Origin of the sequence: Bradyrhizobium cenepequi (assembly GCF_020329485.1) — a bacterium.
GTDB lineage: Bacteria > Pseudomonadota > Alphaproteobacteria > Rhizobiales > Xanthobacteraceae > Bradyrhizobium > Bradyrhizobium cenepequi.
This window is the reverse complement of the sequence record NZ_JAGKJI010000016.1, coordinates 1-26,531: the sequence shown is the minus strand read 5'-3', so window position 1 is coordinate 26,531 and position 26,531 is coordinate 1. Positions and strand designations below refer to the sequence as shown.

General features: G+C 63.0%; 22 protein-coding genes and 1 pseudogene. 15 read left to right on the top strand and 8 right to left on the bottom strand.

Going from position 1 to position 26,531, the window contains the following annotated elements; all coding sequences use genetic code 11:
• Positions 1 to 310 precede the first annotated feature (310 nt).
• On the top strand, positions 311 to 1,330 hold the full coding sequence (locus tag J6497_RS18320) for an LLM class flavin-dependent oxidoreductase (protein ID WP_225705681.1): 1,020 nt from the start codon (positions 311 to 313) through the stop codon (positions 1,328 to 1,330).
• Between the two features lie 12 nt (positions 1,331 to 1,342).
• Here the strand turns inward: J6497_RS18320 and J6497_RS18315 are convergent, their stop codons facing one another.
• Positions 1,343 to 2,203, bottom strand: coding sequence for a prephenate dehydratase (locus tag J6497_RS18315; RefSeq protein ID WP_225705680.1), 861 nt, complete (start codon positions 2,201 to 2,203; stop codon positions 1,343 to 1,345).
• Positions 2,204 to 2,234: 31 nt separating this feature from the next.
• Positions 2,235 to 2,975, bottom strand: a complete 741-nt coding sequence (locus tag J6497_RS18310; RefSeq protein ID WP_225705679.1) for a 3-deoxy-manno-octulosonate cytidylyltransferase — start codon at positions 2,973 to 2,975, stop codon at positions 2,235 to 2,237.
• A 204-nt stretch (positions 2,976 to 3,179) separates the two neighbouring features.
• On the opposite strand from J6497_RS18310, the gene J6497_RS18305 reads away from it, so the two are divergent.
• The 9 genes from J6497_RS18305 to J6497_RS18265 all read left to right on the top strand — a co-directional run bounded on the left by J6497_RS18305 (position 3,180) and on the right by J6497_RS18265 (position 15,630).
• On the top strand, positions 3,180 to 3,731 hold the full coding sequence (locus J6497_RS18305; RefSeq protein WP_225705678.1) for a c-type cytochrome: 552 nt from the start codon (positions 3,180 to 3,182) through the stop codon (positions 3,729 to 3,731).
• A 205-nt stretch (positions 3,732 to 3,936) separates the two neighbouring features.
• Complete coding sequence (locus J6497_RS18300) at positions 3,937 to 5,832, top strand: extracellular solute-binding protein (RefSeq protein WP_225705677.1); 1,896 nt, start codon at positions 3,937 to 3,939, stop codon at positions 5,830 to 5,832.
• Positions 5,833 to 5,846: 14 nt separating this feature from the next.
• A complete protein-coding gene (locus J6497_RS18295; protein ID WP_225705676.1) occupies positions 5,847 to 7,718 on the top strand; it encodes an extracellular solute-binding protein in 1,872 nt (623 codons plus the stop codon).
• 3 nt (positions 7,719 to 7,721) lie between these two features.
• On the top strand, positions 7,722 to 8,831 hold the full coding sequence (locus J6497_RS18290) for a microcin C ABC transporter permease YejB (RefSeq protein WP_225705675.1): 1,110 nt from the start codon (positions 7,722 to 7,724) through the stop codon (positions 8,829 to 8,831).
• Entirely contained in the window at positions 8,831 to 10,009 is a 1,179-nt protein-coding gene (locus J6497_RS18285; protein ID WP_225705674.1) for an ABC transporter permease, read from the top strand. Before J6497_RS18290 ends, J6497_RS18285 begins: the two co-directional genes overlap by 1 nt.
• Before the next feature lie 11 nt (positions 10,010 to 10,020).
• The gene (locus J6497_RS18280) at positions 10,021 to 11,646 is read left to right on the top strand and encodes an ABC transporter ATP-binding protein (RefSeq protein ID WP_225705673.1); all 1,626 of its coding nucleotides are present in this window, start codon (positions 10,021 to 10,023) and stop codon (positions 11,644 to 11,646) included.
• A 150-nt stretch (positions 11,647 to 11,796) separates the two neighbouring features.
• Positions 11,797 to 12,447: a LysE family translocator gene (locus tag J6497_RS18275; RefSeq protein ID WP_225705672.1), complete on the top strand. Its 651-nt coding sequence runs from the start codon at positions 11,797 to 11,799 to the stop codon at positions 12,445 to 12,447.
• Between the two features lie 264 nt (positions 12,448 to 12,711).
• Positions 12,712 to 13,947, top strand: a complete 1,236-nt coding sequence (locus tag J6497_RS18270; protein ID WP_225705671.1) for a CHRD domain-containing protein — start codon at positions 12,712 to 12,714, stop codon at positions 13,945 to 13,947.
• 99 nt (positions 13,948 to 14,046) lie between these two features.
• Positions 14,047 to 15,630 (top strand): hypothetical protein, encoded by a 1,584-nt coding sequence (locus J6497_RS18265; RefSeq protein WP_225705670.1) that lies wholly within the window; start codon positions 14,047 to 14,049, stop codon positions 15,628 to 15,630.
• Here the strand turns inward: J6497_RS18265 and J6497_RS18260 are convergent.
• From J6497_RS18260 to J6497_RS18235, 6 genes and pseudogenes are all read right to left on the bottom strand, one after another.
• Positions 15,615 to 16,943, bottom strand: coding sequence for an MFS transporter (locus J6497_RS18260; protein ID WP_225705669.1), 1,329 nt, complete (start codon positions 16,941 to 16,943; stop codon positions 15,615 to 15,617). The two genes, J6497_RS18265 and J6497_RS18260, sit on opposite strands and share 16 nt — an antisense overlap.
• Positions 16,944 to 16,985: 42 nt before the next feature.
• Positions 16,986 to 17,930: a hydroxymethylglutaryl-CoA lyase gene (locus J6497_RS18255; RefSeq protein ID WP_225705668.1), complete on the bottom strand. Its 945-nt coding sequence runs from the start codon at positions 17,928 to 17,930 to the stop codon at positions 16,986 to 16,988.
• A complete protein-coding gene (locus tag J6497_RS18250) occupies positions 17,927 to 19,120 on the bottom strand; it encodes a CaiB/BaiF CoA transferase family protein (protein ID WP_225705667.1) in 1,194 nt (397 codons plus the stop codon). Before J6497_RS18250 ends, J6497_RS18255 begins: the two co-directional genes overlap by 4 nt.
• 115 nt (positions 19,121 to 19,235) lie before the next feature.
• On the bottom strand, positions 19,236 to 20,399 hold the full coding sequence (locus J6497_RS18245) for a LysR family transcriptional regulator (protein WP_312010315.1): 1,164 nt from the start codon (positions 20,397 to 20,399) through the stop codon (positions 19,236 to 19,238).
• Positions 20,400 to 20,518: 119 nt separating this feature from the next.
• Positions 20,519 to 20,890 (bottom strand): annotated as a pseudogene (locus J6497_RS18240) (c-type cytochrome); the annotation flags it as partial.
• Between the two features lie 204 nt (positions 20,891 to 21,094).
• Complete coding sequence (locus J6497_RS18235; RefSeq protein WP_225705665.1) at positions 21,095 to 22,852, bottom strand: methyl-accepting chemotaxis protein; 1,758 nt, start codon at positions 22,850 to 22,852, stop codon at positions 21,095 to 21,097.
• 200 nt (positions 22,853 to 23,052) lie between these two features.
• Here J6497_RS18235 and J6497_RS18230 point away from each other — a divergent pair, with 200 nt between their 5' ends.
• The 5 genes from J6497_RS18230 to J6497_RS41980 form a co-directional block, all read left to right on the top strand.
• Positions 23,053 to 23,799: a YebC/PmpR family DNA-binding transcriptional regulator gene (locus J6497_RS18230; protein WP_225705664.1), complete on the top strand. Its 747-nt coding sequence runs from the start codon at positions 23,053 to 23,055 to the stop codon at positions 23,797 to 23,799.
• Positions 23,800 to 24,008: 209 nt separating this feature from the next.
• Positions 24,009 to 24,536, top strand: a complete 528-nt coding sequence (gene ruvC, locus J6497_RS18225; RefSeq protein ID WP_225705663.1) for a crossover junction endodeoxyribonuclease RuvC — start codon at positions 24,009 to 24,011, stop codon at positions 24,534 to 24,536.
• Complete coding sequence (gene ruvA, locus J6497_RS18220) at positions 24,533 to 25,150, top strand: Holliday junction branch migration protein RuvA (RefSeq protein ID WP_225705662.1); 618 nt, start codon at positions 24,533 to 24,535, stop codon at positions 25,148 to 25,150. The genes ruvC and ruvA overlap by 4 nt, the downstream gene beginning before the upstream one ends.
• A 34-nt stretch (positions 25,151 to 25,184) precedes the next feature.
• A complete protein-coding gene (gene ruvB / locus J6497_RS18215) occupies positions 25,185 to 26,228 on the top strand; it encodes a Holliday junction branch migration DNA helicase RuvB (RefSeq protein ID WP_225705661.1) in 1,044 nt (347 codons plus the stop codon).
• Between the two features lie 85 nt (positions 26,229 to 26,313).
• On the top strand, positions 26,314 to 26,531 hold a 218-nt coding region (locus J6497_RS41980; RefSeq protein WP_225709250.1), incomplete at its 3' end, for a transposase.

Genomic DNA, 26,531 nt, shown 5'->3' with positions numbered 1-26,531 from the left:
ATCAGCAATGGGAATTTGCCCACTTTAGGTAAATTTGTTGGCTGTATGCGACAATTTCAATGCGAAGTGGGCAAGAGCATAGGCTCCGCCATCTTATCTCGAAATCCTAGCAAAAACAGCTAATTATTCTGATTATTGGGTCAAATCGATTCCCCTACATGAGCATGGGCACCAAAGGATTATTGTGGATTAATGACATTCTGTCCCACACTTGATGCGGTGGCGCAGCTTCACGTTCGGGGATGTCAGCGGAGCTGATCTGCGCGCTGAGGGGCTTTGTGGTTTCAATGCGCCGCCCTAGTTTAGCGCGATGATCCCGCTTTCCGTCCTGGACCTTTCGGTCGTCACGACAGCCACAAAGCCCGCCGCGGCGCTGCGCAACAGCATCGATCTGGCGCGCCATGTCGATGGGCTCGGCTATGTCAGATATTGGCTCGCCGAGCACCACAACCTCGCCTCCGTCGCGAGCCCCGCGCCGGACCTGATGATCGGGCAGATCGCCGCGGTGACGAAGAACATCCGCATCGGCTCCGGCGGCGTGATGCTGCCCAACCACGCGCCGCTGGTGGTTGCCGAGCGCTTCAAGATGCTGGAGGCGCTGTTCCCCGGCCGCATCGATCTTGGCCTCGGGCGGGCGCCCGGCACCGACGGCGCCACGGCCTACGCGCTGCGGAGCCGGCTCGACCGCCGCGAAGGCGACGATTTCCTGGAGCGGCTGCAGGAATTGACGCTGTGGGAGACGCGCGACTTTCCGCCCGGCCATCCCTTCAACAATGTGGTGGCGATGCCCGACGATTCGCCGCTGCCGCCGATTTGGCTGCTCGGCTCCAGCGGCTATTCGTCCGAGCTCGCGGCGCAGGTCGGCATGGGCTTCGCCTTCGCGCATCATTTCGCGACCCATGACGCAGTCGATGCGATGACGAATTATCGGGCGCACTTCAAGCCGTCGGGCTGGCGCCAGACCCCGCAAGCGATCCTCGGGGTCGCGGCGGTCGCCGCCGAGACCGATGATGAAGCAGAAAAGCTGGCGCTGTCGATGGACCTCAATCGCCTGCGCCGGGATCGCGGCCAGTATCTGCCGCTGCCGAGCGTGGAGGAGGCGCTGGCCTATCCCTATACCGACACTGAGCGCGCTTCCATCGCCCGCAACCGGTCGCGCTTCTTTGTCGGCAGTCCGGCGACGGTGATGGCAAAACTGCAGCCGCTGATCGCGGCGACTGAGGCGGATGAGCTGATGATCATCACCGCGGTGTATGACCACGAGGCAAGAAAGAAATCGTACAGCCTGCTGGCGGACGCGTTCGGGCTTCACAGCAAAGCAGCAGCCTGATCTTACACGCCGTCAATCCGCCTTCTCGCTGAAGGTGGCGCGGAAGGGGTGGGCGGGATAGACGCCCACGATACGCAATTCGCGCGAGAAGAATTTCAGCTCTTCCAGAGCGAACGCCAGTCCGCGGTCATAGGGGTGGCCGTCGACGTCGGCATAGAATTGCGTCGCGAAGAAATTACCGTCGACCATATAGCTTTCGAGCTTGGTCATGTTGACGCCGTTGGTGGCGAAGCCGCCGAGCGCCTTGTAGAGCGCGGCGGGCAGGTTGCGCACCCGAAATACGAAAGTGGTCACCAGCGGACCCGAACCCTGCTCGGCCCATTTGGCCTCGCGTGCCAGCAGCACGAAGCGGGTGGTGTTGTGGGACTCGTCCTCGATATCCTCGGCCAGGATGTCGAGGCCGTAGATGTCGGCGGCAAGGCGCGAGGCGATGGCGGCGACGCTTCTGTCGCCGCGCTCGGAAATGTCGCGGGCGCTGCCGGCGGTATCGGCGGCGACGATCGGCTTGATGCCAAGCTTGCGGATGATGCGCCGGCACTGGCCGAGCGCGTGCACATGGCTCTCCACGCTCTTGATCTCGGCGAGCTTGGCACCCTTCACCGCCATCAACTGATGCCGGACCGGCAGGAACCATTCACCGACGATGAACAGGCCGGAGGCCGGCAACAAATGGTGGATGTCGGCGACGCGGCCGGCGACCGAATTCTCGATCGGGATCATGCCGAGATCGGCCTCGCCGGACGAAATCGCCGACAGCGCGTCTTCGAAGGTTGCGCAGGGCAGCGGCTCGGCGTCGGGATAGGCCTCGACGATCGCGATGTGGGAATTGGCCCCGGGCTCGCCCTGGAAGGCGATTTTCAGCTTCTTGGTCATATCGTTTTCCTGGCGACCTTTTAGCAGCGGTTCAGGTTTTGGCCAGTATCTGCCGGGCGGTTTCGAGGTCGGCCGGGGTGTCGACGCCGCGCGGCACGGTACCCACGATGGTGACGTCGATCCGCATCCCCGCCTCCAGCGCACGGAGCTGCTCGAGCTTCTCCTGTAGTTCCAGGGGCGAGGGCGGCAGCCGGACGAATCGCTCCAGCGCGGCGCGGCGATAGGCGTAAAGGCCGATATGGTGGTAGCGCGGGCCGTCGCCGAACGGCGCGGTGGCACGGGTAAAATAGAGCGCACGCAACCGCCGCGGCGAAATCGGCGAACCCACCGCCTTCACCACGTTCGGGTTGAGGCTCTCCTCCTCGGTGTGGATCTCGGAGGCGAGCGTCGCGATATCGACCGCGCCATCATCGAGCGGCGGCAGCACGGCGCGGATCGTTTCCGGCGTGATGGTCGGGAAATCGCCCTGCAGGTTGACCACGATCTCGGCCCTGGCTTGCGGATCGAGCGTGGTTGCGGCCTCAAAGATGCGGTCGGAGCCGGAAGGGTGATCGGCGCGGGTCATCACCACCTCGCCGCCGGCCGCTTTGACGGCCGTGGCGATCTCCGGCGTGTCGGTCGCGACCGCGACCCGGCCAATGTTGGCTTCTTCCGCCCGGCGCAATACGTGGACAATCATCGGCTGGCCGGCGATGTCCAGGAGCGGCTTGCCCGGCAGCCTCGTGGCCGCCATGCGGGCGGGAATCAGCACCAAAATCCGCGGGTCAGCCATCGTAACGAAACCCTGCCGGCGGCAGGAATCAGGGGTGGGGAGGGGACAAAAGTCGGCGCGTTTATACGGGTTGCCAGAGCGCAGGCAAACCGATATCTCAAAGTCGCTCGGGGGAGGCGCGATGAGGGCTGATTCCGAGGCTCACCCCCCGCGGCCGTTCGGCCCGCCTGAATTCGACATTTTAGGCTTGGAGCCTGATCCGAAATGGACTCCTTCGAACTCAACAAGATTCTCGGTGCGATCCTCGGCACCTGCCTCATTGTCCTGGTGACGAGCTTTGCCGCGCAGGCGGTGTTCACGCCGAAGCCGCTGGAGAAGCCGGGTTTTGAGATTGCCGTGAAGGAAGAAGCGCCGAGCGGTGGCGGCGGTGGCGCTGCTCCGGCACCATCCGAGCCGATCGAGAAGCTGCTGCAGACCGCCTCTGTGGAAAAGGGCGCCGCGGCTGCCAAGAAGTGCCAGGCCTGCCACACCTTCGAGAAGGGGGGCCCGAACCGCGTCGGCCCGAATCTCTTTGGCATCGTGGGCGAGCCGCGCGGTGAAGGACGCGGGTTCAACTTCTCGGCCGCGATGAAGGCCAAGGGCGGCACCTGGACCTTCGACGACCTCAACAAGTTCCTCACCAACCCGAAGGGTTTCATCCCGGGCACCGCGATGGGCTTCGCCGGCATTCCGAAGGACAGCGAACGCGCAGACGTGATCGCCTACCTGAATTCGCTGTCGGATCATCCCCAGCCGCTGCCGACCGCGCAGAAATAGAATTTCCGCCGCAGATTCAATCGCAACGGCCAGGCATTGCCTGGCCGTTTCCGTATGGACCGCATCATTGTCAGCGGGACGTTTCGCCGCACACGTGATGGTCCCCAGGCTTCCAAGATGAGGAAAAAGCAACATAATCGGTCGAAACCTTGTCCTATATTACGCACTTAGTGCGTAACCCCCGGTTCACGACAGGAAGCTCCCTTTGGCCATTACCCGACGACATCTTCTGCAGACCGGCGCGGTGGCCGCGCTGACCCCCGTGATGGGCACGGCAGCCGGCATTCCGGCGATATCAAGCGCACAGGCGCAATCGGGAAGCGAGGGGCCGGCGTGGCGCCACGCGCTGTCGTTGTTCGGCGACATCAAGTATCCGGCCGGCTTCCAGCGTTTCGACTATGTCAATCCGGATGCGCCGAAGGGCGGCGTCGCGCGGATCATCTCGCTCGGCACATTCGACAATTTCAACATCGCGGTGATGGGCGTGAAGGGCTCGATCGCACAGGCCGCGACGATGATCTACGACGCATTGATGTCAGCCTCGCAGGATGAGGTCTCGACCGAATACGGCCTGCTCGCCGAAGGCGCATCTCACCCCGACGATTTCAGTTGGGTGATCTACCGGCTGCGCAAGGAGGCGCGCTGGCATGACGGCAAGCCGGTGACGCCGGAGGACGTGATCTTCTCGCTCGAGACGCTCAAGAAGCAAAGCCCGTTCTACGGAGCCTATTACCGGCACGTGACCAAGGTTGAGAAGAGCGGCGAACGCGACGTCAAATTCACTTTCGATGTGCCGGGCAATCGTGAATTGCCGCACATCGTCGGCCAACTGCTGGTGCTGCCGAAGCATTATTGGGAGGGCACCGACGACCAGGGCCGCAAGCGCGATATCTCAGCGACCACACTGGAAAAGCCGCTCGGCTCAGGCCCGTATCGGATCGCCGACTTCGTCGCCGGCCGTTCAGTCCGGCTCGAACGGGTGAAGGATTACTGGGGCGCCAACCTTCCAGTCCGGATCGGCCAGAACAATTTCGACGAGTTGCGTTCCGAATACTTCCGCGACAACAACGTCGCGCTCGAAGCTTTCAAGGCCGACCAGGCCGACTGGATCGTCGAGAACTCGGCGAAACAGTGGGCGACCGCTTATGATTTTCCGGCCGTGACTGAGAAGCGCGTCGTCAAGCGGGAGTTTCCGATCAACGATCTCGGTCGCATGCAGGGCTTTGTGCTCAACCTGCGCCGCGAGCAGTTCAGGGATACCCGCCTCAGGCGCGCGTTCAACTTCGCGTTCGATTTCGAGGAGATGAACAAGCAGCTTTTCTACAATCAGTACAAGCGCATCGACAGCTATTTCTACGGCACGGAATTGGCGTCCTCGGGCCTGCCGGAGGGACAAGAACTCGAAATCCTGCAGACCGTCCGCGACAAGGTGCCTCCGGAGGTTTTCACGACGCCTTATACCAACCCGGTCGGCGGCAATCCCGAAGCGGTGCGCGCGAACCTGCGCGAGGCCATGAAGCTGTTGAAAGAGGCCGGGTTCGAGGTGCGCGAGCGCAAGCTGGTCGATCCTTCGGGCAAGCCGGTGAGCGTGGAGATCCTGGTGCAGGATCCGTCGTCCGAGCGGATCGCGCTGTTCTTCAAGCCCTCGCTGGAGCGCATCGGCGTCACCACGTCGGTCCGTGTCGTTGACGACGTGCAGTACGAGAATCGGATTCGCAGTTTCGATTTCGACATCATCACTGATGTTTGGGGCCAGTCGCTTTCGCCTGGCAATGAGCAGCGCGAATTCTGGGGTTCGCAAACTGCAGATCAACCGGGATCGAAGAACACGATCGGCATTAAGAACCCGGCGGTGGACGCGCTGATCGACAAAGTCATCTTCGCCAAGGACCGCGCCGGCCTCGTCGCCGCGACCAAGGCGCTGGACCGGGTGCTGCTCTGGAATTTCTACGTGGTGCCGCAGTTCAGCTATCCCTATGCGCGCTATGCGCTCTGGGATCGCTTTGGCCATGCGGAACTGCCGAAATATGCGCGCTCCGGCCTGCCCTCGCTATGGTGGTATGACGTGGACAAGGCAAACCGGATCGGCAAACGGTCTTGAGGGATTTTTCGCGCATGGCGCTATTCACCCGCCGGCACGCGCTCGGCCTCGGCCTCGGCATCGGTGCGCTCTGCGCGACGCGGCTTCGTCCGGCAGCCGCCGACAACGGCGTCGAGATGCAGGGCATGTCGGCGTTCGGCGATCTGAAATATCCCGCCGACTTCCACCATTTCGACTATGTCAACGTGAATGCGCCGAAGGGCGGCATGTTCTCGCTGATCCCATCGGTTCGTGCCTATAACCAATCCTACTTCACGTTCAATTCGCTCAACGCCTACGTCCTGAAGGGCGAGGGTGCGCAGGGCATGGACATGACGTTTGCGGCGCTGATGGCGCGCGCGGGTGACGAGCCGGACGCGATGTATGGGTTCGCGGCGAAGTCGGTGCGGATCTCGCCAGACAAGCTCACCTACACTTTCACGATCCGGCCCGAGGCACGGTTCCATGACGGCTCGAAGCTGACCGCCAACGACGTCGCCTTCTCGCTGAACACGCTGAAGGAAAAGGGACACCCGCTGATCGTGGTGCAGCTTCGCGACTTCATCAAGGCCGAGGCGGTGGACGATGCCACTGTCGTCGCCAGCTTCGCACCGAACCGCGCGCGTGACGTACCGCTTTATGTTGCGGGCCTACCGATCTTCTCCAAAGCCTATTACGCGAACCGGCCGTTCGAGGAATCCTCCCTCGATACGCCGCTCGGCTCGGGGCCGTACAAGGTCGGCCGGTTCGAGGTCAATCGCTTCATCGAGTATGATCGCGTCAAGGACTGGTGGGCGGCCGATCTCCCGGTCTGCCGTGGCAGCTACAATTTCGATACCGTCCGCTACGAATTCTATCGCGACCGCGATGTCGCGTTCGAAGGCTTCACGGGCAAGAACTATCTCTACCGCGAGGAACTCACCGCGCGCATCTGGGCGACACGCTATGATTTTCCCGCGATCAAGGAAGGCCGCGTCAAGCGCGAGCTGCTGCCGGACGAGACGCCGTCGGGCGCGCAGGGCTGGTTCATCAACCTGCGCCGGGACAAGTTCAGGGATCCGCGCGTGCGCGAGGCGCTGATCTACGCCTTTGATTTCGAGTGGACCAACAAGACCATCATGTACGGCGCGTATGCCCGCACCCATTCGCCGTTCCAGAACTCGGACATGATGGTGTCCGGTCCGCCCTCGCCGGAGGAAGTGGCGCTGCTCGAACCGTTCCGCGGCCAGGTGCCGGACGAGGTGTTCGGCAAGCCCTTCGTGCCGCCGGTGTCCGATGGCTCGGGGCAGGACCGCACGCTGCTGCGCAAGGCGGTGCAACTGCTGAGCGAGGCCGGTTGCGTTGTCAAGGACGGCAAGCGGCTGTTGCCGAACGGCGAGCCCTTCACCATTGAGTTCCTTAACGACGAAGCATCGATCCAGCCGCACCACGGGCCCTACATCAAGAACCTCGCCACGCTCGGCATCGACGCCAGCTTCCGGCTGATCGATGCCGTACAATACCGTGCGCGGCTGGAGGATTTCGATTTCGACATGACCATCCAGCGCTTCTCGATGTCGGCGACGCCGGGCGACAGCATGCGTGCGTTCTTTTCCTCGCATGCTGCCAACACCAAAGGGTCTTATAACCTCGCCGGCATTTCCAGCCCGGTGATCGATGCGCTGATCGAGAAGATCATCGCCGCCGAGACCAGGGCGGATTTGACCACCGCCTGCCGCGCCTTCGACCGTGCCTTCCGCGCCGGCCGTTACTGGGTGCCGCAATGGTACGCCAACACGCACAAGGTGGCCTATTGGGACCTGTTTGCCCATCCGCCGAAGCCGGCGCGCTACGCGCAAGGCGTGGGAGCGCCGGAGAACTGGTGGGCCGATCCGGCCAAGAGCGCCAACGCCGAACAGGCGAAATAAGACATGACCGCCTATATCGCCCGCCGCATTCTGTTGATGGTCCCGACGCTGCTCGGCATCCTCTTCGTGTCCTTCGTGGTCGTGCAGTTCGCGCCGGGCGGACCGGTCGAGCGCGTGCTTGCGCAGCTCTCCGGCGCCGATACCGGCGGCTCTTCGCGGGTTTCCGGTTCTTCCGGCGGCGATTTTGCCGCGCGTGCGCCGGGCGGCGCCTCGGCGGATGCCGTCAACTCGAAATACCGCGGCGCGCAGGGCCTGGATCCCGCCTTCATCAAGAATCTCGAAAAGCAGTTCGGCTTCGACAAGCCGGCGCCCGAGCGCTTCCTGCTGATGGTGTGGAACTTCGCCCGCTTCGATTTCGGCAAGAGCTATTTCCGCGACGTCAGCGTGATCCAACTCATCAAGGAGAAGCTGCCGGTCTCGATGTCGCTCGGCATCTGGATGACGCTGCTGACCTATCTGATCTCAATCCCGCTCGGCATCCGCAAGGCCGTGCATGACGGCTCGCGGTTCGATACCTGGACGTCGGCGGTGGTCATCGTCGGTTTCGCGATTCCCGGCTTCCTGTTCGCGATTCTGCTCATCATCCTGTTTGCCGGCGGTTCGTTCTTCAACTTGTTCCCGTTGCGCGGATTGACCTCCGACGGCTGGTCGCAATTCCCCTGGTACTGGAAGATCCTCGACTATTTCTGGCACATCACGCTGCCCTTGATCTCAATGGCGCTAGGCGCGTTTGCCACCATGACGCTGCTGACCAAGAACTCGTTCCTGGACGAGATCCGCAAGCAATATGTCATGACCGCGCGCGCCAAGGGCTGCAGCCAGCGGCAGGTCCTGTACGGTCACATCTTCCGCAACGCGATGCTGATCGTGATCGCCGGCTTCCCGAGCGCGTTCATCCACGCCTTCTTCTCCGGCTCGCTCCTGATCGAGACCATCTTCTCGCTCGACGGGCTCGGCCTGCTTGGCTTCGAGAGCGTGCTGAACCGCGACTATCCTGTTGTGTTCGGCACGCTCTTCATCTTTTCGCTGGTTGGCCTGGTCGTGAACCTGATCTCCGATCTCGCTTACATGTGGATCGATCCCAGGATCGATTTTGAAGCGAGGGAAGTCTGATGACGATGCTCGCGCCCCAGCCGATCGAGACCAAGACGCAGTCGCCGCTCGGCGAAGCCGTACCCCCGAGCCGCCATCCGTTCGAGCCGTCGCCGCTGAACAAGCGCCGCTGGCAGAATTTCAAGGCCAACCGGCGGGGCTACTGGTCGTTCTGGATCTTCCTGGTGCTGTTCGTGCTCTCGCTGTTCGCCAATTTCATCGCGAATGATCGCCCGTTGATGATCAGATATGACGGCCGGCTCTATTGGCCGGTACTCTTCAATTATGCGGAGACGACATTCGGCGGCGATTTCGAGACCACGGCGGATTACCGCGATCCTTACCTGCAGAAGCAGATCGCGGCCAAGGACGGCACCATCATCTGGCCGCCGATCCGCTATTCCTATGACACGCACAATCTCGATCTGCCGACGCCGGCGCCGTCGAAGCCTACCTGGCTCCTGACCGAAGCGCAGTGCAAGGAGGTTGTCGAGAGGAAGCACCTCAGCGGCTGCCGAGATCTCGAATACAACTGGCTCGGCACCGACGACCAGGGTCGCGACGTGGTCGCGCGGTTGATCTACGGCTTCCGGATCTCGGTGCTGTTCGGCCTGACGCTGACCATCCTGTCCTCGATCATCGGCGTCGCCGCCGGCGGCGTGCAGGGCTATTTCGGCGGCTGGATCGATCTCACCTTCCAGCGCCTGATCGAGGTCTGGACCGCGATCCCCTCGCTCTATCTGCTCCTGATCATCTCCGCGGTGCTGCCGCCGGGATTCTTCATCCTGCTTGGCATCCTCCTCTTGTTCTCCTGGGTATCGCTGGTCGGCCTGGTGCGCGCGGAGTTCCTGCGCGGTCGTAACTTCGAGTACATCCAGGCGGCGCGTGCGCTCGGCGTCTCCAATGCGGTGATCATGTTCCGCCACCTGTTGCCGAACGCGATGGTGGCGACCATGACCTTCCTGCCGTTCATCGTCTCGTCCTCGGTGATGACGCTGACCGCGCTGGACTTCCTGGGGTTCGGCCTGCCGCCGGGCTCGCCTTCGCTCGGCGAATTGCTGGCGCAGGGCAAGGCCAATGTGCAGGCACCGTGGCTCGGCTTCACCGGCTTCTTCTCGGTCGCGATCATGCTCTCGCTTCTGATCTTCATCGGCGAGGCCGCGCGCGACGCCTTCGACCCGCGCAAGACGTTCAGGTAGAGGGCAGCATCATGGACGCTATCAACCAGCCGCTGCTCGATGTCCGCGACCTCTCCGTCGCCTTCGGCTCCTCGATCGCAGTCGACCGCGTCTCTTTCTCGATCAAGCGCGGCGAATGCGTCGCGCTGGTCGGCGAATCCGGCTCGGGCAAATCGGTCAGCGCGCTGTCGATCCTGAGGCTGTTGCCCTATCCGCCGGCCTCGCATCCTTCCGGCTCGATCCGCTTCAAGGGCCGCGATCTCCTCACCGCGTCCGAAAGGGAGATGCGCGAGATCAGGGGCAACGACATCTCGATCATCTTCCAGGAGCCGATGACCTCGCTCAATCCGCTCCACACCATCGAGGCGCAGATCGGCGAGATCCTTTCGCTGCACAGCGGCGTGCGCGGCGCGCGGGCGCGGGCGCGCACCCTCGAGCTCCTGACGCAGGTCGGCATTCCCGAGCCTGAGACGCGGCTGCAGAGCTATCCGCACCAGCTTTCCGGCGGCCAGCGCCAGCGCGTGATGATCGCGATGGCACTTGCCAACGAGCCGGACCTTTTGATCGCGGACGAGCCGACCACGGCACTCGACGTCACCGTGCAGGCGCAGATCCTGGCGCTGCTGGCCGAGATCCGCACCCGGCTCGGCATGAGCATGCTGTTCATCACCCATGACCTCGGTATCGTCCGCCGCATCGCCGATACCGTCTGCGTCATGAACGGCGGCAAGATCGTCGAGCATGGCCCGGTCGAGCAGGTCTTCACCGCGCCCAAGCATCCCTATACGCGCGATCTCCTCGCCGCCGAGCCGAAGCCCGATCCGGCGCCGCCGCGGCCGGACCAGCCGGTGGTGATCTCGGCGGATAATCTGAAGGTCTGGTTCCCGATCAAGCGCGGATTGTTGCGCTCGACCGTCGGCCATATCCGCGCGGTCGATGGCGTCAGCATCGCGGTGCGCAAGGGCGAGACGCTCGGCGTGGTCGGTGAATCCGGCTCCGGCAAGACCACGCTCGGGCTCGCGCTCTTGCGATTGATTTCTTCCGACGGGCCGATCGTGTTCTTAGGGAGCAACATCCAGGGCTTGCGCTTCAAGCAGATGCTCCCGTTCCGCCGCGACATGCAGATCGTGTTCCAGGATCCGTTCGGTGCGCTGAGCCCGCGCATGTCGGTCGGCGATATCGTCGCGGAGGGCTTGAGCGTCCATCAGCCGCATCTGTCGGCCGAAGAGCGCGAAGCGCGGGTGATCAAGGCGCTCAGGGATGTCGGCCTCAGTCCGGAATGGCGCTTCCGTTATCCGCATGAATTTTCTGGCGGACAGCGCCAGCGCATCTCGATCGCGCGCGCGGTGGTGCTGGAGCCGAATTTCGTGGTGCTGGACGAGCCGACCAGCGCGCTCGACATGCTGTTCCAGGCGCAGATGGTCGATCTGCTGCGCGAATTGCAGCGCAAGCGCGACCTCACCTACATGTTTATCTCGCACGATTTGCGCGTGGTGGCCTCGCTCGCCAGCCATCTGATCGTGATGAAATCCGGCAAGGTCGAGGAGGAGGGGCCGGCCTCCGTACTGTTCAAGAACCCGAAGAGCGACTACACCCGCGCCCTCTTCGCCGCCGCTTTCCGCCTGGAGACGGCAGGCAACGGCGCGGTGGCGACGTAGGCGATGAGCTTGGACTCATCTCTCCCGCCTGCTTGCGGGAGAGGCATAGCCTGTCCTCGGCGGCGTCCCTAGAGAACGCGGAAGCAGAGCTTCGGCGATGGCGCAGCGCCGGCTGAGGGCTCTCTCCACACGAAAGGCTCCCGCGGTATCATGCCGGACATGACCCAACTCGCGCTGTACTTCGCCACGGCTCTAGTGCTCGCTATCACGCCCGGCCCGGGCATTTTCTACGTCGCTGCACGCACGCTCGGCGGCGGTCGTGTGGAAGGCGTGGCTTCCAGCTTTGGCACCGGGCTGGGCGGCGTGGTCCACGTCCTCGCCGGCAGCTTGGGCGTTTCCGCCATCGTGCTCGCAAGCGCCGAGCTGTTCACCGCGCTGAAGTTGATCGGTGCTGCCTATCTGATCTGGATAGGCCTTCGCACGTTCCTGTCCGCCCGCCGGGACACGTCGACAGGTCTGAAGGGTGGTCCCGCAGCACTGCCGATCGGCCCGCGGCGGGCGTTTCGTGAAGGCGTGCTGGTCGAGGCGCTGAACCCGAAGACCGCAGCCTTCTTCCTTGCTTTCGTTCCGCAGTTCGTGGACCCGACCGAAGGCCACGTCGCATTGCAATTCGTGGTGCTTGGCCTCGTGTCGGTTGCGCTCAACACCCTCGCCGACATCGTGGTCGCCTTTGCAGCGAGCCGCATCCGCGAAAGCGCAGCAGCGCGTCCTGTGTTAATTCGCCGCCTGCGAGAGGCGTCGGGAGCTGCGATGATCGCGCTAGGCATCGGCCTCGTTCTGGCGAAGCGCCCTGCCAACTGATTGCTGGCTATGCCGTTTTCACGACCTGCCACCGCTCAGGGTCGAAAGGCCATCCGCCGTCAAGCTGATCGATTCCAGTTCCCGGTGTTCGCCGATCCAAGAATTGGTGTCGGCAGATGCGCCGAAACAAAGATCGTAATTGTCGGTTTGCCTATTTTACAACACTTTGCTGTTGTTTAAGGCAGCCTGAGCGCCGTCGGCGTAGCCAGTGTCATTTGCCGCTGGCGGCCAGAGTAGATCCTTAACGCCCTCAGGGAGGATCTCATGTCCACAGCGTTCCGCGTGGTTCTCGAAGGCACCCAGGAAGTACCCCCGACCGGCTCGACGGCAAGCGGCCTAGGCACTGTCATCTTCGACAGCGCGGCGATAACTGCGAGTTATTCCTTTCAGATCGATGGCCTCGACTTTGGCCCCGTTACAGGTGGTCCGGGCCAGACGCCGTCGACCGACGACGATGTCGAAGGCATGCATTTTCACAATCAGGTGCGAGGCGTAAACGGACCTATTGTGTTTGGGCAGATCCACCCGGCCCAGGATAACGACGATCTTGCTATCACGCAGAACGCGGATGGCTCCTGGATGGTGAGCGGCATCTGGGAAACAACGGACCCCGCCAACGCTTCCATCGCCGACTTCGCTGCCACACTCGGTTCGGCCGCGGTGGGATCCGAAGTTCCGATCTATTTCAACGTGCATTCGGCACCATTCCCCGGTGGCGAAATCCGGGGTCAGCTGGTCGCCATCGCCGATGACAACGCGAACGTCATAGAAGGCACGGCAGGGAACGACCTGCTACCTGGACTGGGTGGCGATGACGTCATCCTGGGCCGTGCCGGGGATGACACGATCCAAGGCGGCGACGGCAACGACTTCCTGTCCGGTGGACGGGGAAATGACAACATCAACACCGGACAAGGCAACGATGTCGTGCTCGGCGGAGCAGGCGACGACAGCATCGGCGGCATGGCTGGCAGGGATATCGTACAGGGCGGTGCCGGCGACGACTTTATCGCGTGGAATGACCCGACTGGTGATGTCGTGTTCGGTGGTCGCGGTAATGATACCATTCTGGGCGGCAACGTTGCGGCCGACGAGATCCACGGTGGCGCCGGAGACGACCTCATTCGGGCGTTCGCGACATCGCCGGAGGAGGCCACCGCAAGCGACAAGCTGTTTGGCGATGGGGGCAACGACGTCGTGATCGGCGGGAACGCTGCCGATACCATCGAAGGCGGACGCGGTAATGACTTCCTGACGGGCAACGATGGTGCCGATACGTTCGTGTTCCGCGACAATCAAACCGGCGATGACATCATCACCGACTTCGATCCATCTGAAGACGTTGTCCAACTGGAGGGCTTCGATGCGAGTTTCGACCCCTTGGCAGCGCTGACCGCGCAGCCGCTTGGCACCGAGCTGGATCTGGGTGGCGGCAATAGCGTGCTGTTCCAGGGCCGCACCTTAGCCGAGTTCAGCGCCGACGACTTTCAACTCGTGTAAAGACAGCACGCTGGTCTCGCGGCTGTTGGTCACGCGTCGCTCCTAAAGCGACGCTGCTAGTCCCAAGCAGCGAAATGACGCGATGGGGCAGACGCAGTCATGTTCGGCGCACCGAATAAGCCGGCGGTGACCGTGCGGCCCGACCGCGAAGCTCCAGCGTGTATAAGGGGCGAAGCCACGTCCCCGAGTGGCGTCGGGTCGCCGTGGCGGCCCTGGACTGTGCTGGCATGGGCCACGCTGCTGGCGACAATCCTCATGTCGTTCAGGCCGGCGGTCCCCGTCGTTTGGGGCGATACGCCGTCCTTTGTGGAATCTGCGCTCCGCACGCTCGAGGCAGGACAGCCGACCGTGACGGGTGGGCGTGATCCGGGCTACCCGACGTTCCTTGCCGTGACGTTCGCATTGGGAGGCGACCTTGGAACGGTGGTGCGCCTGCAGCAGGCGGCCTGGGTCGTTCTGATGCTGGCGCTTGCGATGGCTGCGCAGTTGGCCACGCGCAACGCCGGTGGGCTCGTGCCGATCATTCTGGTTGCGGCGTATCCGGGCCTGTTGCTGTTCAGGAACGTCGTCACCGCAGACCTTCTCTTTGCAGTCTTCCTCAACCTGGCAACGGCCGGATTGCTCGTTGCCACCTGCGTCGACGGGGCGGCGCGATGCTGCGCGGTCGTTGCCGCCATCTTGTGCGCGGCATCCGCGGCATGCTTGCGATCGCAGGGACTCCTCGTCCCGGTCGTTGCCATCCTCATGGGCGCCTACCTCGTCCGGCCGACAACGCCTGCGCGCTGTGCCGTGGTGGCCGTCTCCGTCGCGGCGGCGCTGGCGCTCCTTCTCGCCGGTTCGCGCTTTGGAGCTTCCAACTCCGACCAGGCCTCAGTGGTGTTCGTTCCCAAGACACTGTTCTGCAATCACCTGAACATCGTGCTTGCAAGCGATGCCGCGCGAGCCGAGATCGTATCGGCGGCGGGCGACCGCGCTGATGCTGCGATGGCGCGGCTTGCCGCCGACTTCGCCGCGGAGCCGGGCCGCTGGCCTGCACTCGGGTTCTTCGGCGATGCGTGCCTCTTCGACGCCGAACTGGATCGAGAGCTCGCCGACAATGTCGGCAGTGCCGCGCCAGCCTATTGGCGCATCTTCCTGGCCGCCGTGCGCGACCAGCCGCTCGTCTATGCCGGCAAGTTCGCCCGTCAGATGGCCTATGGCCTCTCCTGGGCATGGCCGCCTTATGGACTTGAGCCTGCGATACCGGTGTCCACCGATGACGTGCCGCACGTGTCCGAGATCATGACGCGGCACGGCAGGGTGGCTCAGGCGATCGACCTAAAAGGCGGACCAGTTCGGATCGGCCTCCTGTCCGATCTCCCAACCATCTCAGCCTATCTGTTCAAGGCGTTGTCCGCCGCCTTCGTTATCGCTGTGACATTCTGGACGGTAGCCGCTCTGCGGCGTCGGCATCGCGCTTTCGTGGCGCGCGCAGGCATCGTGATCGTGATGTGGGCAGCTTCGATCGCGACCGCCGCCGGCGCCCATACTCTCGATGTCGCGCGATATCTGATTCCCGCAGTGCCGATGGCGGGCCTCATGCTGTCGCTTTTCGTCGTCGAACTGACCGAGACGATGATGGCTGATCACGCGGCTCCCTTCGCGACGGCCAGGCGCGCGATGCGTTCCTATCTCGGCTTGTGAAAGTCTTTGGATCTGAGCTCACGAGGAAGCGCCGTCAACAAAAGTACTGCGCAAAGCACACAAAGACCAGCGATGACGTACAGCGCCGGCGTCGTGCTGCCCGTCAGATCCTTGACTGAACCGACCATGACCGGACTTACGATACCGCCAAGCTGACCCAACGTGTTGATAAGGGCGATCCCGCTCGCGGCACCGGCGCCCGTCAGTATCTTTGGAGGCAATGTCCAAAATGTCGGGATTGATGCAACCACGCCGCCCCCGAGCACGGCAAGCGCACCAACCAGGAAGGCAACGTTCTTCTCGAAAATGCCGGTGGCAAAAAAACCGAACGCCGCGGCCAAGACAAGCCCGGCAACAAACTTCGGACGTTCACCGGAAGCGTCAGAGAGCCGCCCGACGATCAACATGCAAATGGCGCCGCAAATATAGGGAATAGCGGTCAAGAAGCCGATTGCGCTCGCACTTCCCCCGCCAGCCGTCTTTATGAGATCCGGCGCCCAGAAATTCAGTCCATAGGACGCGATCTGAATCAGGAAGTAGATAAACCCAAGCAGCAGCACGCCAGGCATGAGCAACGCTTGCCAAGCCGAGCGCTCGCCAATTTCGCTCTTCTGGCGGTCCAATTGCGCTGAGATGAGACGGCGCTCATCGCTGCGCAGCCATTTCGCATGCTCGATGCTGTCGTCAAATCGAAGCAGGACAACCAATCCCAGAACGACGCATGGAAGACCTCCGGCCAGGAACAACCATTGCCAGCCGGCCAAACCGTGCAGCCCGCTCATATAGTTGAGAATGAGGCCCGAAATCGGCGCTCCAATGATCCCCGAAAATGCGGTCGCGAGAAAAAAGACTGAAGTCATGCGTCCGCGGTGGGATTTAGGGAACCAAAGGGTTAGATAGTAGAGAATACCGGGCGCGAACCCGGCTTCCATGGCGCCAATCACGAAGCGCAGCGCGTAGAACTGCCATTCGGTACGGACGAAGACCATGGCTGCTGTCGCGAGCCCCCAAGAGATCATGATGCGGGCGATCCAGCGTCGGGCGCCGAAGCGATACAAAAGCATGTTGCTCGGTACCTCAAGCAGAACGTAGCCGACGACAAACAGGCTCGCGCCGAACCCATAAGCCGTGTTGCTTAGGCCGAGATCCGCCTGGAGCGGTGCTTTGGCAAAGCTGATATTTACGCGATCGAAGAATGCAAAAAAATAGCAGACGATGATCAGCGGCATCAGGCGCCAACCTATCTTGCTGATGACCTGCTGCTCGCTGATCGTCGTATCGAGGCCCGCATCAGGCGCCGTAGTGACCGTCATGATTTCCTCCGTTATTTTTCTTGAAATGTAATCGCAGGTTGTTCAGGCAGGATGCTGCTGTAGCCGCTCTGGAATGGGGTGCAGATCTAGCGGGCGCCCGGCTTTTGCGACTTGGCCCGGCACGTCATGTCCGACCAACGCGGGCAATCGCTTCGAAAGGTCGATTAAGCGATCGAGGTCCAGGCCGGTCCTCAGGCCGATTTCATGGCAGAGATTGACCAGGTCTTCGGTGCAAACATTCCCGGTCGCGCCCGGCGCAAATGGGCAACCACCCAATCCGCCCAGCGCCGCATCGAAGCGGCGTGCACCGCTGTCGTAGGCCGCGAGCACATTGACCAGCCCGAGACCCCGCGTGTTGTGGAAATGGAGCGTGAGCTTGTCCGAGGGAAGAACTGTCAGGACCTCGGCCACCAATCGCGAGACCTGATTGGGGTTGGCCATGCCCGTGGTATCCGCGAGCGTTATGCCGTCGGCACCGAGATCGAGGTACCGTTTGACGATGTCCAGGACCTTTCCGGAGGGCTGTACTCCCTCGAATGGGCAGCCGAACGCCGTCGCGATCGTGGCGTTGACCAAAGCGCCAGCCGTGCAAGCCGGTTCGACGATTTCAGCAAGGGACGCGAGTGAGCGATCATGCGTCATGTTCATGTTGGCGCGATTGTGTGTCTCACTTGCCGACATCACAAAATTGAGCTCGTCGGCACGCGCTGCCAAAGCAAGCTCGGCGCCTTTCCGATTCGGAATCAATGCCGTGTAGATCGTTCCGGGACGCCGCCTGATGCTGGCAAATACCTCTCCTGCGTCCCGAAGCGCAGGGACAGCCTTTGACGACACAAATGACGAGACTTCGATGCGCCGAAAGCCGACTGCGGACAAGGAATCGATCAGCCGTACCTTATCGTCCGTTTCGATCCATTGCGGCTCGATCTGCAATCCGTCGCGTGGCGCCACTTCCTGGATCAAAATGTCCGGCAGCTCGGCGGTCATTGCACCGCTCCGGTGCGGCGCAGTTGCACGATGTCGGCCTCGTCCAGGCCGAGTGACTTCAAGACCTCGTCGGTGTGTTGCCCGAGTGTCGGCCCTGGCCACCTTACGCCGCCCGGTGTATCCGACAGCTTCGGCGCGATGCCCGGCATCTTCACGGTGACGCCGCCGGGAAGTTCGGTCGGCAGGATCATGTCTCTGGCAGCGTAATGGGGATCTTCCACGATATCGGCGACCGAATAGATTCGAGCAGCAGGGACGTCGGCCGCGTCAAGGTGAGAAAGGATCTCGTCCATGGTTCGTTGCGAGGTCCAGGCGCTGACGGCGGCATCGAGAACCGCGTTCCTGCGCACGCGTCCGTCGTTGTTGCCGAGCGTCGGATCTTCACCGAGATCAGGCCGGTCGATCACACGCATCAGGCGCTTGAATATCGCGTCGCTGTTGCCGGCGATGACAACATGGCGCCCATCGGAGCTTGGATAGGTATTGGAGGGACTTATGCCCGGCAGTGCTCCACCGGTACGGGTCCTGACATGGCCCATGAGATCATACTCGGGAACCAGACTCTCCATGAGATTGAACACGCTTTCGTAAAGCGAGACGTCGACGATCTGCCCCTTGCCCTGGCCGGTCTTGACCCGAAGCAGCGACATGAGCGCTCCGATCACGCCGTGCAGCGAAGCGAGACTATCGCCGATGCTGATGCCGACTCGTGCCGGCGGGTTCTCCGGATCACCGGTGGTGAATCTCAATCCACCCATGGCTTCGCCAATCGCGCCGAACCCCGATCGGTCGCGGTAAGGACCGGTCTGCCCGTAGCCGGAGATACGGACCAGGGTCAGGTTAGGATTGAGTGCGGAGAGCACGTCCCAGCCGAGGTCTAGCTTCTCAAGCGTGCCAGGCTTGAAATTCTCGATCACGACGTCGGCTTGAGCGGCCAGCCGTCGGGCAAGCGCCCGCCCGTCCGCCGACTTCAGATCAATTGCGATCGACTTCTTGTTGCGGGATTGCAGATACCACCAGAGCGATGTTCCTTGATGGAGCTTTCGCCACTTGCGCAGGGGATCTCCAGTCCCGGGCTGTTCAACCTTGATGACGTCTGCGCCGAATTCGGCAAACAACCGCGCGGCAAATGGCGCAGCAATCAGTGTTCCCAGTTCGACAACTCGAATACCGGATAACGGCCCGTCCACCTCTCGCGCTCCTCGACAGATTGTTTGTTGAGGTGTTGCCGAGCAGGCAGGCCTAAGTCCAATATCCGTTGATGAACGCGCGTTCGCAGATGACGAACGCGCGCAGCAAACGATATTAATGCACGGAACTGCCGGAATGTCTGAGGTGATTGAGCATCAATTGACTCGTGGCCGACAGCCCTGCGGGATCTCTGGCAACCAGCACCAGCTCACGGTCCGCCCATTCGTCGCTCAGCTCGACAGCGGACAAATCCATGCCGTGGCTCAAGACGGCAAATGCCCGGTTCGGGATCAAGCCGATACCCATTCCAGCCTGCACCATCCGGCAGACAGCATCGAAACCGGGGACGTGGACTCTTAGCCTGATCGACTTGCCGATTTGTTGCGCCGTGTATTGCGAGCGAAGATAGATCGAGCTTGTAGCGAAAAGGCCCACATGATCGTAGTCCAGCGTATCGGCAAAGGAGACTTCCGTTGCGCGCGACAGCGGATGATCGGATCTGACCACGATAACGAGGCGATCCCTTCGGTACGAATACCGCTCCAGTCCGCGCGTAGAGACGTCCGCAGAGCAGATGCCGATATCCGCGACGCCTTCCTCGACACCGCGAACGACCTCGGCGCTGGGGCGCTCCTGAAGATCGAGCCGCACCAACTCATGAGAGCGAAAGAATCCGGGCAGATCGTCCGGCAGAAATTCGACGATTGACGACAGGTTTGCCAGCATTCGCACATGTCCACGCACGCCGCGCGCGTGCTCCGCCATGTCCACCGCGATCTTCTCGATGTTGAGCAGTGTGACGCGCGCGTGATGCAACAGCGATTCGCCTGCCGGCGTCAGTGTCATTCCGTTTGGGTGTCTCTCGAACAGGGCGACCTGAAGCGCCTGCTCAAGGTCGTGCATGCGTTTGCTGACTGCGGAAGGCGCTATTGCCTCTCTTTGCGATGCACGCGTCAAATTACCTTCTTCGCAAATCGCGATGAACAACTGCAAAGTCGTCAGGTCAATACGTCGAACGAGATCGATCTTGTACGGTACGCTTGACGGAACCGGCTGTGTCTTTTGCATCACCAATGTCCAAGGCTGCGCAACTCTATCGCAACAGAAGACCGCCAATTTCTCAAATATTGCAGGAGAATCGAGAGATACCAGAATCTCATACCAACTGGTGCAACATTGCGCCGAGAATCTTCTAACACCGAAAAGTGAGCCAATTTTTCTGGAGTATCTGCATTGGACACGGTGATCGAAGACAGTGCGCATCCAGCGCGTGATCACCTACAGCCGGCTCGAACCCGTCGAAGACAAATCTGCCGGATCGCATCTTGCGATGCGATCCGGCCTCTCCACGCGTGCGGGGGAGGCGATCGAGTGCGCGGCACTGATCTCCCGAATACCTACTGCGCCGTCTGTTGCCGCAACTCCGCCACATCCTTTGCCGTGAGCTTCGAGCCCTTGGCGCCGAAGCGCGCGGTGACGTGGTTGGCGACCGCCGCGATCTCGTCGTCCGAATAGGCGTTGCCGAACGCGGGCATCGAGAGCGCGCCGTCAGGTGTATAGCGCTTGGTGCCGGATATGACGATCTGCGCGACGTTGGTGGCCGCGGGATCATTGACCGCCCACGAGCCGGTCAGCGTCGCCATCGACGACACCAGGCTCTCGCCGCTCCAGCCGTGGCAGCTTACGCAGGCGCCCTCGAAGACCATCTTGCCGCGAGCATCTGCCGTCACGCCTTCCTTGTGCGAGGCGGGCGCGGCAGGTGCCGTGGTCGACGAGCTAGGAAGCGAAGACATGTTTCGCAATGCTAAATCGTGCTAATCATGCATAGGATGATGATCGTAATCACATCATCGTGCACGTTATTCTAGGGTATGATGGCGAAGATCGATCAGGGTCGCACGAAAGAACCGTGCGATTTGGAAAGACGATGTGAAGCTGTCGAGCAGTGCAGTGACCGCTTAGAAAAGAGGCTGTCACAGCTTGTAGGCCGTGCGGAAGCCGCCCCAGTGGCGGCCGCGCACGCGGACCGGCACGTCGATCTCACGCATCATCACCATGTTGCCGTTGCCCATGTCGCGCGCGTAGCTCTGGATCAGATAGGCCCGCTGGTTGCGCCCGGCAGCGAGCCCCGCCGCGTCGTTGAAGATGCGGCGGTTGCGGCTGCTAGCCGTGTTGAAGGCGACATCGCCCGGCCGCTGCGGATGCGAGTAGATCCTGTTATGCACCGGCAGATAGCCGTTGCCGTCGATCATGACGCAGAACGCCATCCGCGGATCCTTGGCGAGGAAAGCCTCCTGGAACGGCGGCAGCGCGCGCTCGGCCCAATCCAGGATCCTGGTGCGGTGCTGCACCGGATTGGTGCCGGGAATCTCGACATAATCCGTGTCGAACATGTCCTCGATGGTGACGGCGCCGCTCGCGATCCCGTTCTCGAAAATCCTGGTCAGCGCCACGCCGGCTTCCATCGCGCGCATGACAAACTCGGTGTTCTCGTCACGGATCGCCCACAATCTGTCTTCGATCTTCTCGCGCAGCTCGGCCGTCAACGCCTCGAAACGCGCCCGCGCACCGGCCTTGGTCTTGTCAATGATCCGGATCTTGACCGCGCCGACATCCTCCAGCGTGGCGGCAAGGCTCTGGTGCAACTGCAGCCGTTCGGCCTCCGCTCCACAGATCAGGATGCCGGCCATCGAGATCTCATAGACCGGCGCCGTGCTGACGCCGCCGCCTGTTGCAATCTCAAGCTTGAGGTTGCAGGGCAGCCGCTCGCGCTCGCGCGGGTCTCCGCGCTCGCCCTGCTGGAGCAGCACCGCGCAGCGCGACTTCAATTTTTGCGCAAAACTGGTCACCGCGCGCCCCGCTTGGGCGACGTCCTTGCCATGCGCTTCGGCGTCCCTGGTCGCATGATTGATCTCGGCGGCGCTGTCGCCGACCGCGACGATGAAGCTCGAGGCAGAGGCGGCATTTTGCACGATCTCGCCGGTGGTCTGGTGCTGCTCGGCTACCGCGCCGCTGACATGCTCGAACACCGGGCGGATCGCCTCGATCGCCTGCGCGATGCGGTGCACGGCATCGGCCGAGCCCGCGGCGTCCTTCTGCAGCGCCTCGATCTTCCTGGCGATCTCTTCGGTGGCGCCCTGGGTCTGCACCGCCAGCGCCTTCACTTCGGTCGCAACCACCGCAAACCCCTTGCCCGCGGCGCCGGCGCGCGCGGCCTCGATGGTCGAGTTGAGGGCGAGCAGGGTGGTCTGCCGCGCGATCTGCGCGATCAGGTTGACGACGTTGCCGATCGCGGCGGAGGATTCGCGCAGGCGGTCGACATTGGCGCGGGCCTCGCGGGCCGCTGCGCCCGCTTCGTCGGCGAGCCGGCCGGCGTCGCGCACCTGCGCGCCGATCCCTTGCGCCGAATCGGTGAACTTGTCGGCGGCCTGCGAGAAGGTCTGAGCCGTGGTCTGCGCCGCATTGGTGCGGCCGGTCAGCGCATCCGTGCGCTCGCGGATGGTCGCAAGCGTCGCCGCGGTCGCCTCCGCCCCGCCGGCCACCGATTGGGCGGCGCGTTCGAGCTGCCGGATCATGCCGCCGAGTTCGAGTTCCAGCAGTTCCAGGATTTCCTTGGCTGAGCCGGTATCCGGGGAGGCGCTATCGGCCGGCACTGCCGCCGCTGCGGCCGGAACGGTCGGCTCGGCCGCCGTCGCCGGCACTCGCTTGCGAAACAAACCGAACGCCGCCATGGGGTTCTCTTGCAAGTTGAAATGGCCTGCCGGATTCTCCCATTCGTGCGTGAAGTCGTGGTTAACGGCTGCCTGATTTTCCGCCAGACGGCACGGTCGATAGGCCAGATCGGACCGCAAGTCTTTGATTTTGGCCCGTCGGGGGCCTATAAGGCCGCGCCTCACCCCCTATTTGAAAGACGATTCCCAAGGGACCTTGCATGGCCGGCCATTCCCAATTCAAGAACATCATGCACCGCAAGGGCCGGCAGGATGCCCAGAAGTCGAAGCTGTTCGGCAAGCTGGCCCGCGAAATCACCGTCGCGGCCAAGCTCGGCACCCCCGACCCCGCCATGAACCCCCGGCTGCGCGCCGCGATCGTCGCCGCGCGGGCGGAAAACATGCCGAAGGACAATATCGAGCGCGCCATCAAGAAGGCGTTCGGTAGCGAGGGCGAGAACTATGACGAGATCCGCTACGAGGGCTATGGCCCCGGCGGCGTCGCCGTGATCGTCGAGGCCCTGACCGATAACCGCAATCGCGCCGCCTCCGACATCCGCTCCTACTTCACCAAGGCCGGCGGCAATCTCGGCGAAACCGGCTCGGTCGCCTTCATGTTCGACCGCACCGGCATCATCGAATACGACCACAGCGTCGCCTCCGACGACGCCATGCTGGATGCTGCGATCGAAGCCGGCGCCGACGACGTGGTCTCGAGCGAAAGCGGCCACGAGATCTACGCCTCGCCGGAATCCTACCGCGAGGTCGCCAAGGCGCTGGAAGCGAAATTCGGCGAGCCGCGCAGGGCAGCGCTGACCTGGAAGCCGCAAAACACCGTCGCCGTCGACGACGAGACCGGCGAAAAGCTGTTGAAGCTGATCGATGCGCTGAACGAGCACGACGACGTGCAGAACGTGTTCGCCAACTTCGAGATCTCGGACGCGCTGATGGCGAAGATGGGCGGGTAACGCCGCATTCAGCCTCATACTCCGCTGTCATCGCCCGCGCAGGCGGGCGATCCAGTAATCACTCAGGGTCGAGATTCTCACAGGCGCCGGCGACCACTGGATATCCCGCCTTCGCGGGGTCTGACGGCGAGGCAGGATATGACGACCGGGCAGGGGATGACCTCTCCGTTTGTGTTTCGTTCTCGAAACCCAGCGGCTATCACTGTCCCATGACAGTCCAGCCGATTCGCCACCCCGTCCGCATCCTCGGGATCGACCCGGGTCTCCGCCGCACCGGCTGGGGCGTGATCGAGGTCGAGGGCAACCGGCTGGTTTTCGTCGGCTGCGGCTCGATCGAGCCGTCGGACCGGCTGCCGCTGGCGGGCCGCCTGCTTGCGATCCATGAAGGACTGGCCGCCGTGCTCGGCGATTTCAAGCCGGCGGAGGCTGCGGTCGAGCAGACATTTGTGAACAAGGACGGCGTCGCAACGCTGAAACTCGGCCAAGCCCGCGGCGTCGCCATGCTGGCGCCTGCAATGTTCGGCATCGAGGTCGCCGAATATGCGCCGAACCAGGTCAAGAAAACCGTGGTCGGCGCCGGACACGCCGAGAAGAACCAGATTGCCGTGATGCTGAAGATCCTGCTGCCCAAGGCCGAGCCGCAATCGCCCGACGCCGCGGACGCGCTCGCGGTCGCGATCACACACGCCCATCACCGCCAAAGCACCGCGCTGCGGCTGAGGGTCGCGAGCCTATGATCGGCAAATTGAAAGGCCTGATCGATTCCTACGGCGAGGACTACGTGATCCTCGACGTCGGCGGCGTCGGCTATCAGGTGCATTGCTCCGCGCGCACGTTGCAGGCGCTGCCGTCGCCCGGCGAGGCCGCGGTGCTCTCCATCGAGACCTATGTGCGCGAGGACCAGATCAAGCTGTTCGGCTTCCGCACCGACAACGAGCGCGAATGGTTTCGCCTCTTGCAGACCGTGCAAGGCGTCGGCGCCAAGGTCGCGCTGGCCGTGCTCGGCACGCTGCCGCCTTCCGAACTCGCGAATGCGATCGCGCTGCGCGACAAGGCCGCGGTGGCGCGCACGCCGGGCGTCGGGCCGAAGGTCGCCGAGCGTATCGTCAGCGAGCTTAAGGACAAGGCGCCGGCCTTTGCCAACGTCGATCCCGCTGTCGTGCATCTCGCCGGCGCCATCGATAACGAGCGCGCGCCGCGCCCGGTGGCGGATGCGATCTCGGCTCTCATCAATCTCGGCTACGGCCAGCCGCAGGCCGCAGCCGCCATCGCCGCCGCCTCGCGCAGCGCCGGTGAGCACGCCGAGACCGCGCAGCTCATTCGCCTCGGCCTGAAGGAGCTCGCGAAGTGAATGCCCACCCTACGATCGTCAAGGAGTCGGCGACATGAACCCGCCCTCCCGCATCGTCACGCCCGAGCGCCGCGCCGATGATGTCGGCGACACGGCGCTGCGTCCGCAATCGCTGTCCGACTTCGTCGGACAGGCGCAGGCGCGCAAGAATCTCTCGATCTTCATCGAGGCGGCGCGCAAGCGCGGCGAGGCGCTGGATCACGTGCTGTTTGTCGGTCCCCCCGGGCTCGGCAAGACCACGCTGGCGCAGATCGTCGCGCGTGAGCTCGGCGTCGGCTTTCGTGCCACTTCCGGTCCGGTGATTGCAAAGGCCGGCGATCTCGCCGCACTCCTGACCAATCTGGAAGAGCGCGACGTGCTCTTCATCGATGAGATCCATCGCCTGAGCCCGGCGGTGGAGGAGGTGCTCTATCCCGCGATGGAGGATTTTCAGCTCGACCTCATCATCGGCGAGGGGCCTGCGGCGCGCTCGGTGAAGATCGAGCTTGCAAAATTCACCCTCGTCGGCGCCACCACGCGCGCCGGGCTCCTCACCAATCCGCTGCGCGATCGTTTCGGCATTCCGATCCGGCTGAATTTCTATACTGAGGAGGAATTGGAGAAGATCGTCACCCGCGGCGCCCGCGTGCTCAACATCGGCATGAGCCCTGCCGGCGCCAACGAGATCGCCCGCCGCGCCCGCGGCACGCCGCGCATCGCCGGCCGCCTGTTGCGCCGGGTGCGCGATTTTGCTTCAGCCGCGGACGCGTCGTCGGTCGACCGCGCCATCGCCGACCACGCGCTAAGCGCGCTCGAGGTCGATGTCGCCGGCCTGGATGCCATGGATCGCCGTTACCTCACTACCATCGCGATGAACTATGGCGGCGGCCCGGTCGGGGTCGAGACGATGGCGGCCGCGCTGTCGGAGCCGCGCGATGCGATCGAGGACATCATCGAGCCCTATCTGATTCAGTGCGGCTATCTGCAGCGCACGCCGCGCGGCCGGCTGCTCACCTCGCACGCCTTCCTCCATCTCGGCCTCGCCGAACCCTCCCGCGATCCCTCGCAATTCGGCCTGTTCGGCAACGACGACGATTGATTTTGTTCACCTCTCCCGCTTGCGAGAGCTTTGCATAATGGGCGAATCTGCGATTCTCTAAGAGAGGATCGGAGAGGGGGCTGGAGTGACATATCGGCGGGTTGGACAACCGAGCTTCGCAGATGCGCTGGTATCGCGGCGGGGAAAAGGCAATCCAGCGTTGAAGCGGATCGGCGAGCTGGTCGATTGGGCGGCTGTGGAGCTTGTGCTGCGCGGCCTTCCGGAACCGGAGCGTGGCGCGCCGCCCTACCCGCGGCTGGTGATGTTCAAGGCGCTGCTGCTGCAGCAATGGTATGGACTGTC

Coding starts and splice junctions, on each gene's coding strand:
- J6497_RS18320 (WP_225705681.1), top strand. CDS start 311: ATGATCCCGCTTTCCGTCCTGGACCTTTCGGTCGTCACGACAGCCACA.
- J6497_RS18315 (WP_225705680.1), bottom strand. CDS start 2,203: ATGACCAAGAAGCTGAAAATCGCCTTCCAGGGCGAGCCCGGGGCCAAT.
- J6497_RS18310 (WP_225705679.1), bottom strand. CDS start 2,975: ATGGCTGACCCGCGGATTTTGGTGCTGATTCCCGCCCGCATGGCGGCC.
- J6497_RS18305 (WP_225705678.1), top strand. CDS start 3,180: ATGGACTCCTTCGAACTCAACAAGATTCTCGGTGCGATCCTCGGCACC.
- J6497_RS18295 (WP_225705676.1), top strand. CDS start 5,847: ATGGCGCTATTCACCCGCCGGCACGCGCTCGGCCTCGGCCTCGGCATC.
- J6497_RS18290 (WP_225705675.1), top strand. CDS start 7,722: ATGACCGCCTATATCGCCCGCCGCATTCTGTTGATGGTCCCGACGCTG.
- J6497_RS18285 (WP_225705674.1), top strand. CDS start 8,831: ATGACGATGCTCGCGCCCCAGCCGATCGAGACCAAGACGCAGTCGCCG.
- J6497_RS18280 (WP_225705673.1), top strand. CDS start 10,021: ATGGACGCTATCAACCAGCCGCTGCTCGATGTCCGCGACCTCTCCGTC.
- J6497_RS18275 (WP_225705672.1), top strand. CDS start 11,797: ATGCCGGACATGACCCAACTCGCGCTGTACTTCGCCACGGCTCTAGTG.
- J6497_RS18270 (WP_225705671.1), top strand. CDS start 12,712: ATGTCCACAGCGTTCCGCGTGGTTCTCGAAGGCACCCAGGAAGTACCC.
- J6497_RS18265 (WP_225705670.1), top strand. CDS start 14,047: ATGTTCGGCGCACCGAATAAGCCGGCGGTGACCGTGCGGCCCGACCGC.
- J6497_RS18260 (WP_225705669.1), bottom strand. CDS start 16,943: ATGACGGTCACTACGGCGCCTGATGCGGGCCTCGATACGACGATCAGC.
- J6497_RS18255 (WP_225705668.1), bottom strand. CDS start 17,930: ATGACCGCCGAGCTGCCGGACATTTTGATCCAGGAAGTGGCGCCACGC.
- J6497_RS18235 (WP_225705665.1), bottom strand. CDS start 22,852: ATGGCGGCGTTCGGTTTGTTTCGCAAGCGAGTGCCGGCGACGGCGGCC.
- J6497_RS18230 (WP_225705664.1), top strand. CDS start 23,053: ATGGCCGGCCATTCCCAATTCAAGAACATCATGCACCGCAAGGGCCGG.
- ruvC (WP_225705663.1), top strand. CDS start 24,009: ATGACAGTCCAGCCGATTCGCCACCCCGTCCGCATCCTCGGGATCGAC.
- ruvA (WP_225705662.1), top strand. CDS start 24,533: ATGATCGGCAAATTGAAAGGCCTGATCGATTCCTACGGCGAGGACTAC.
- ruvB (WP_225705661.1), top strand. CDS start 25,185: ATGAACCCGCCCTCCCGCATCGTCACGCCCGAGCGCCGCGCCGATGAT.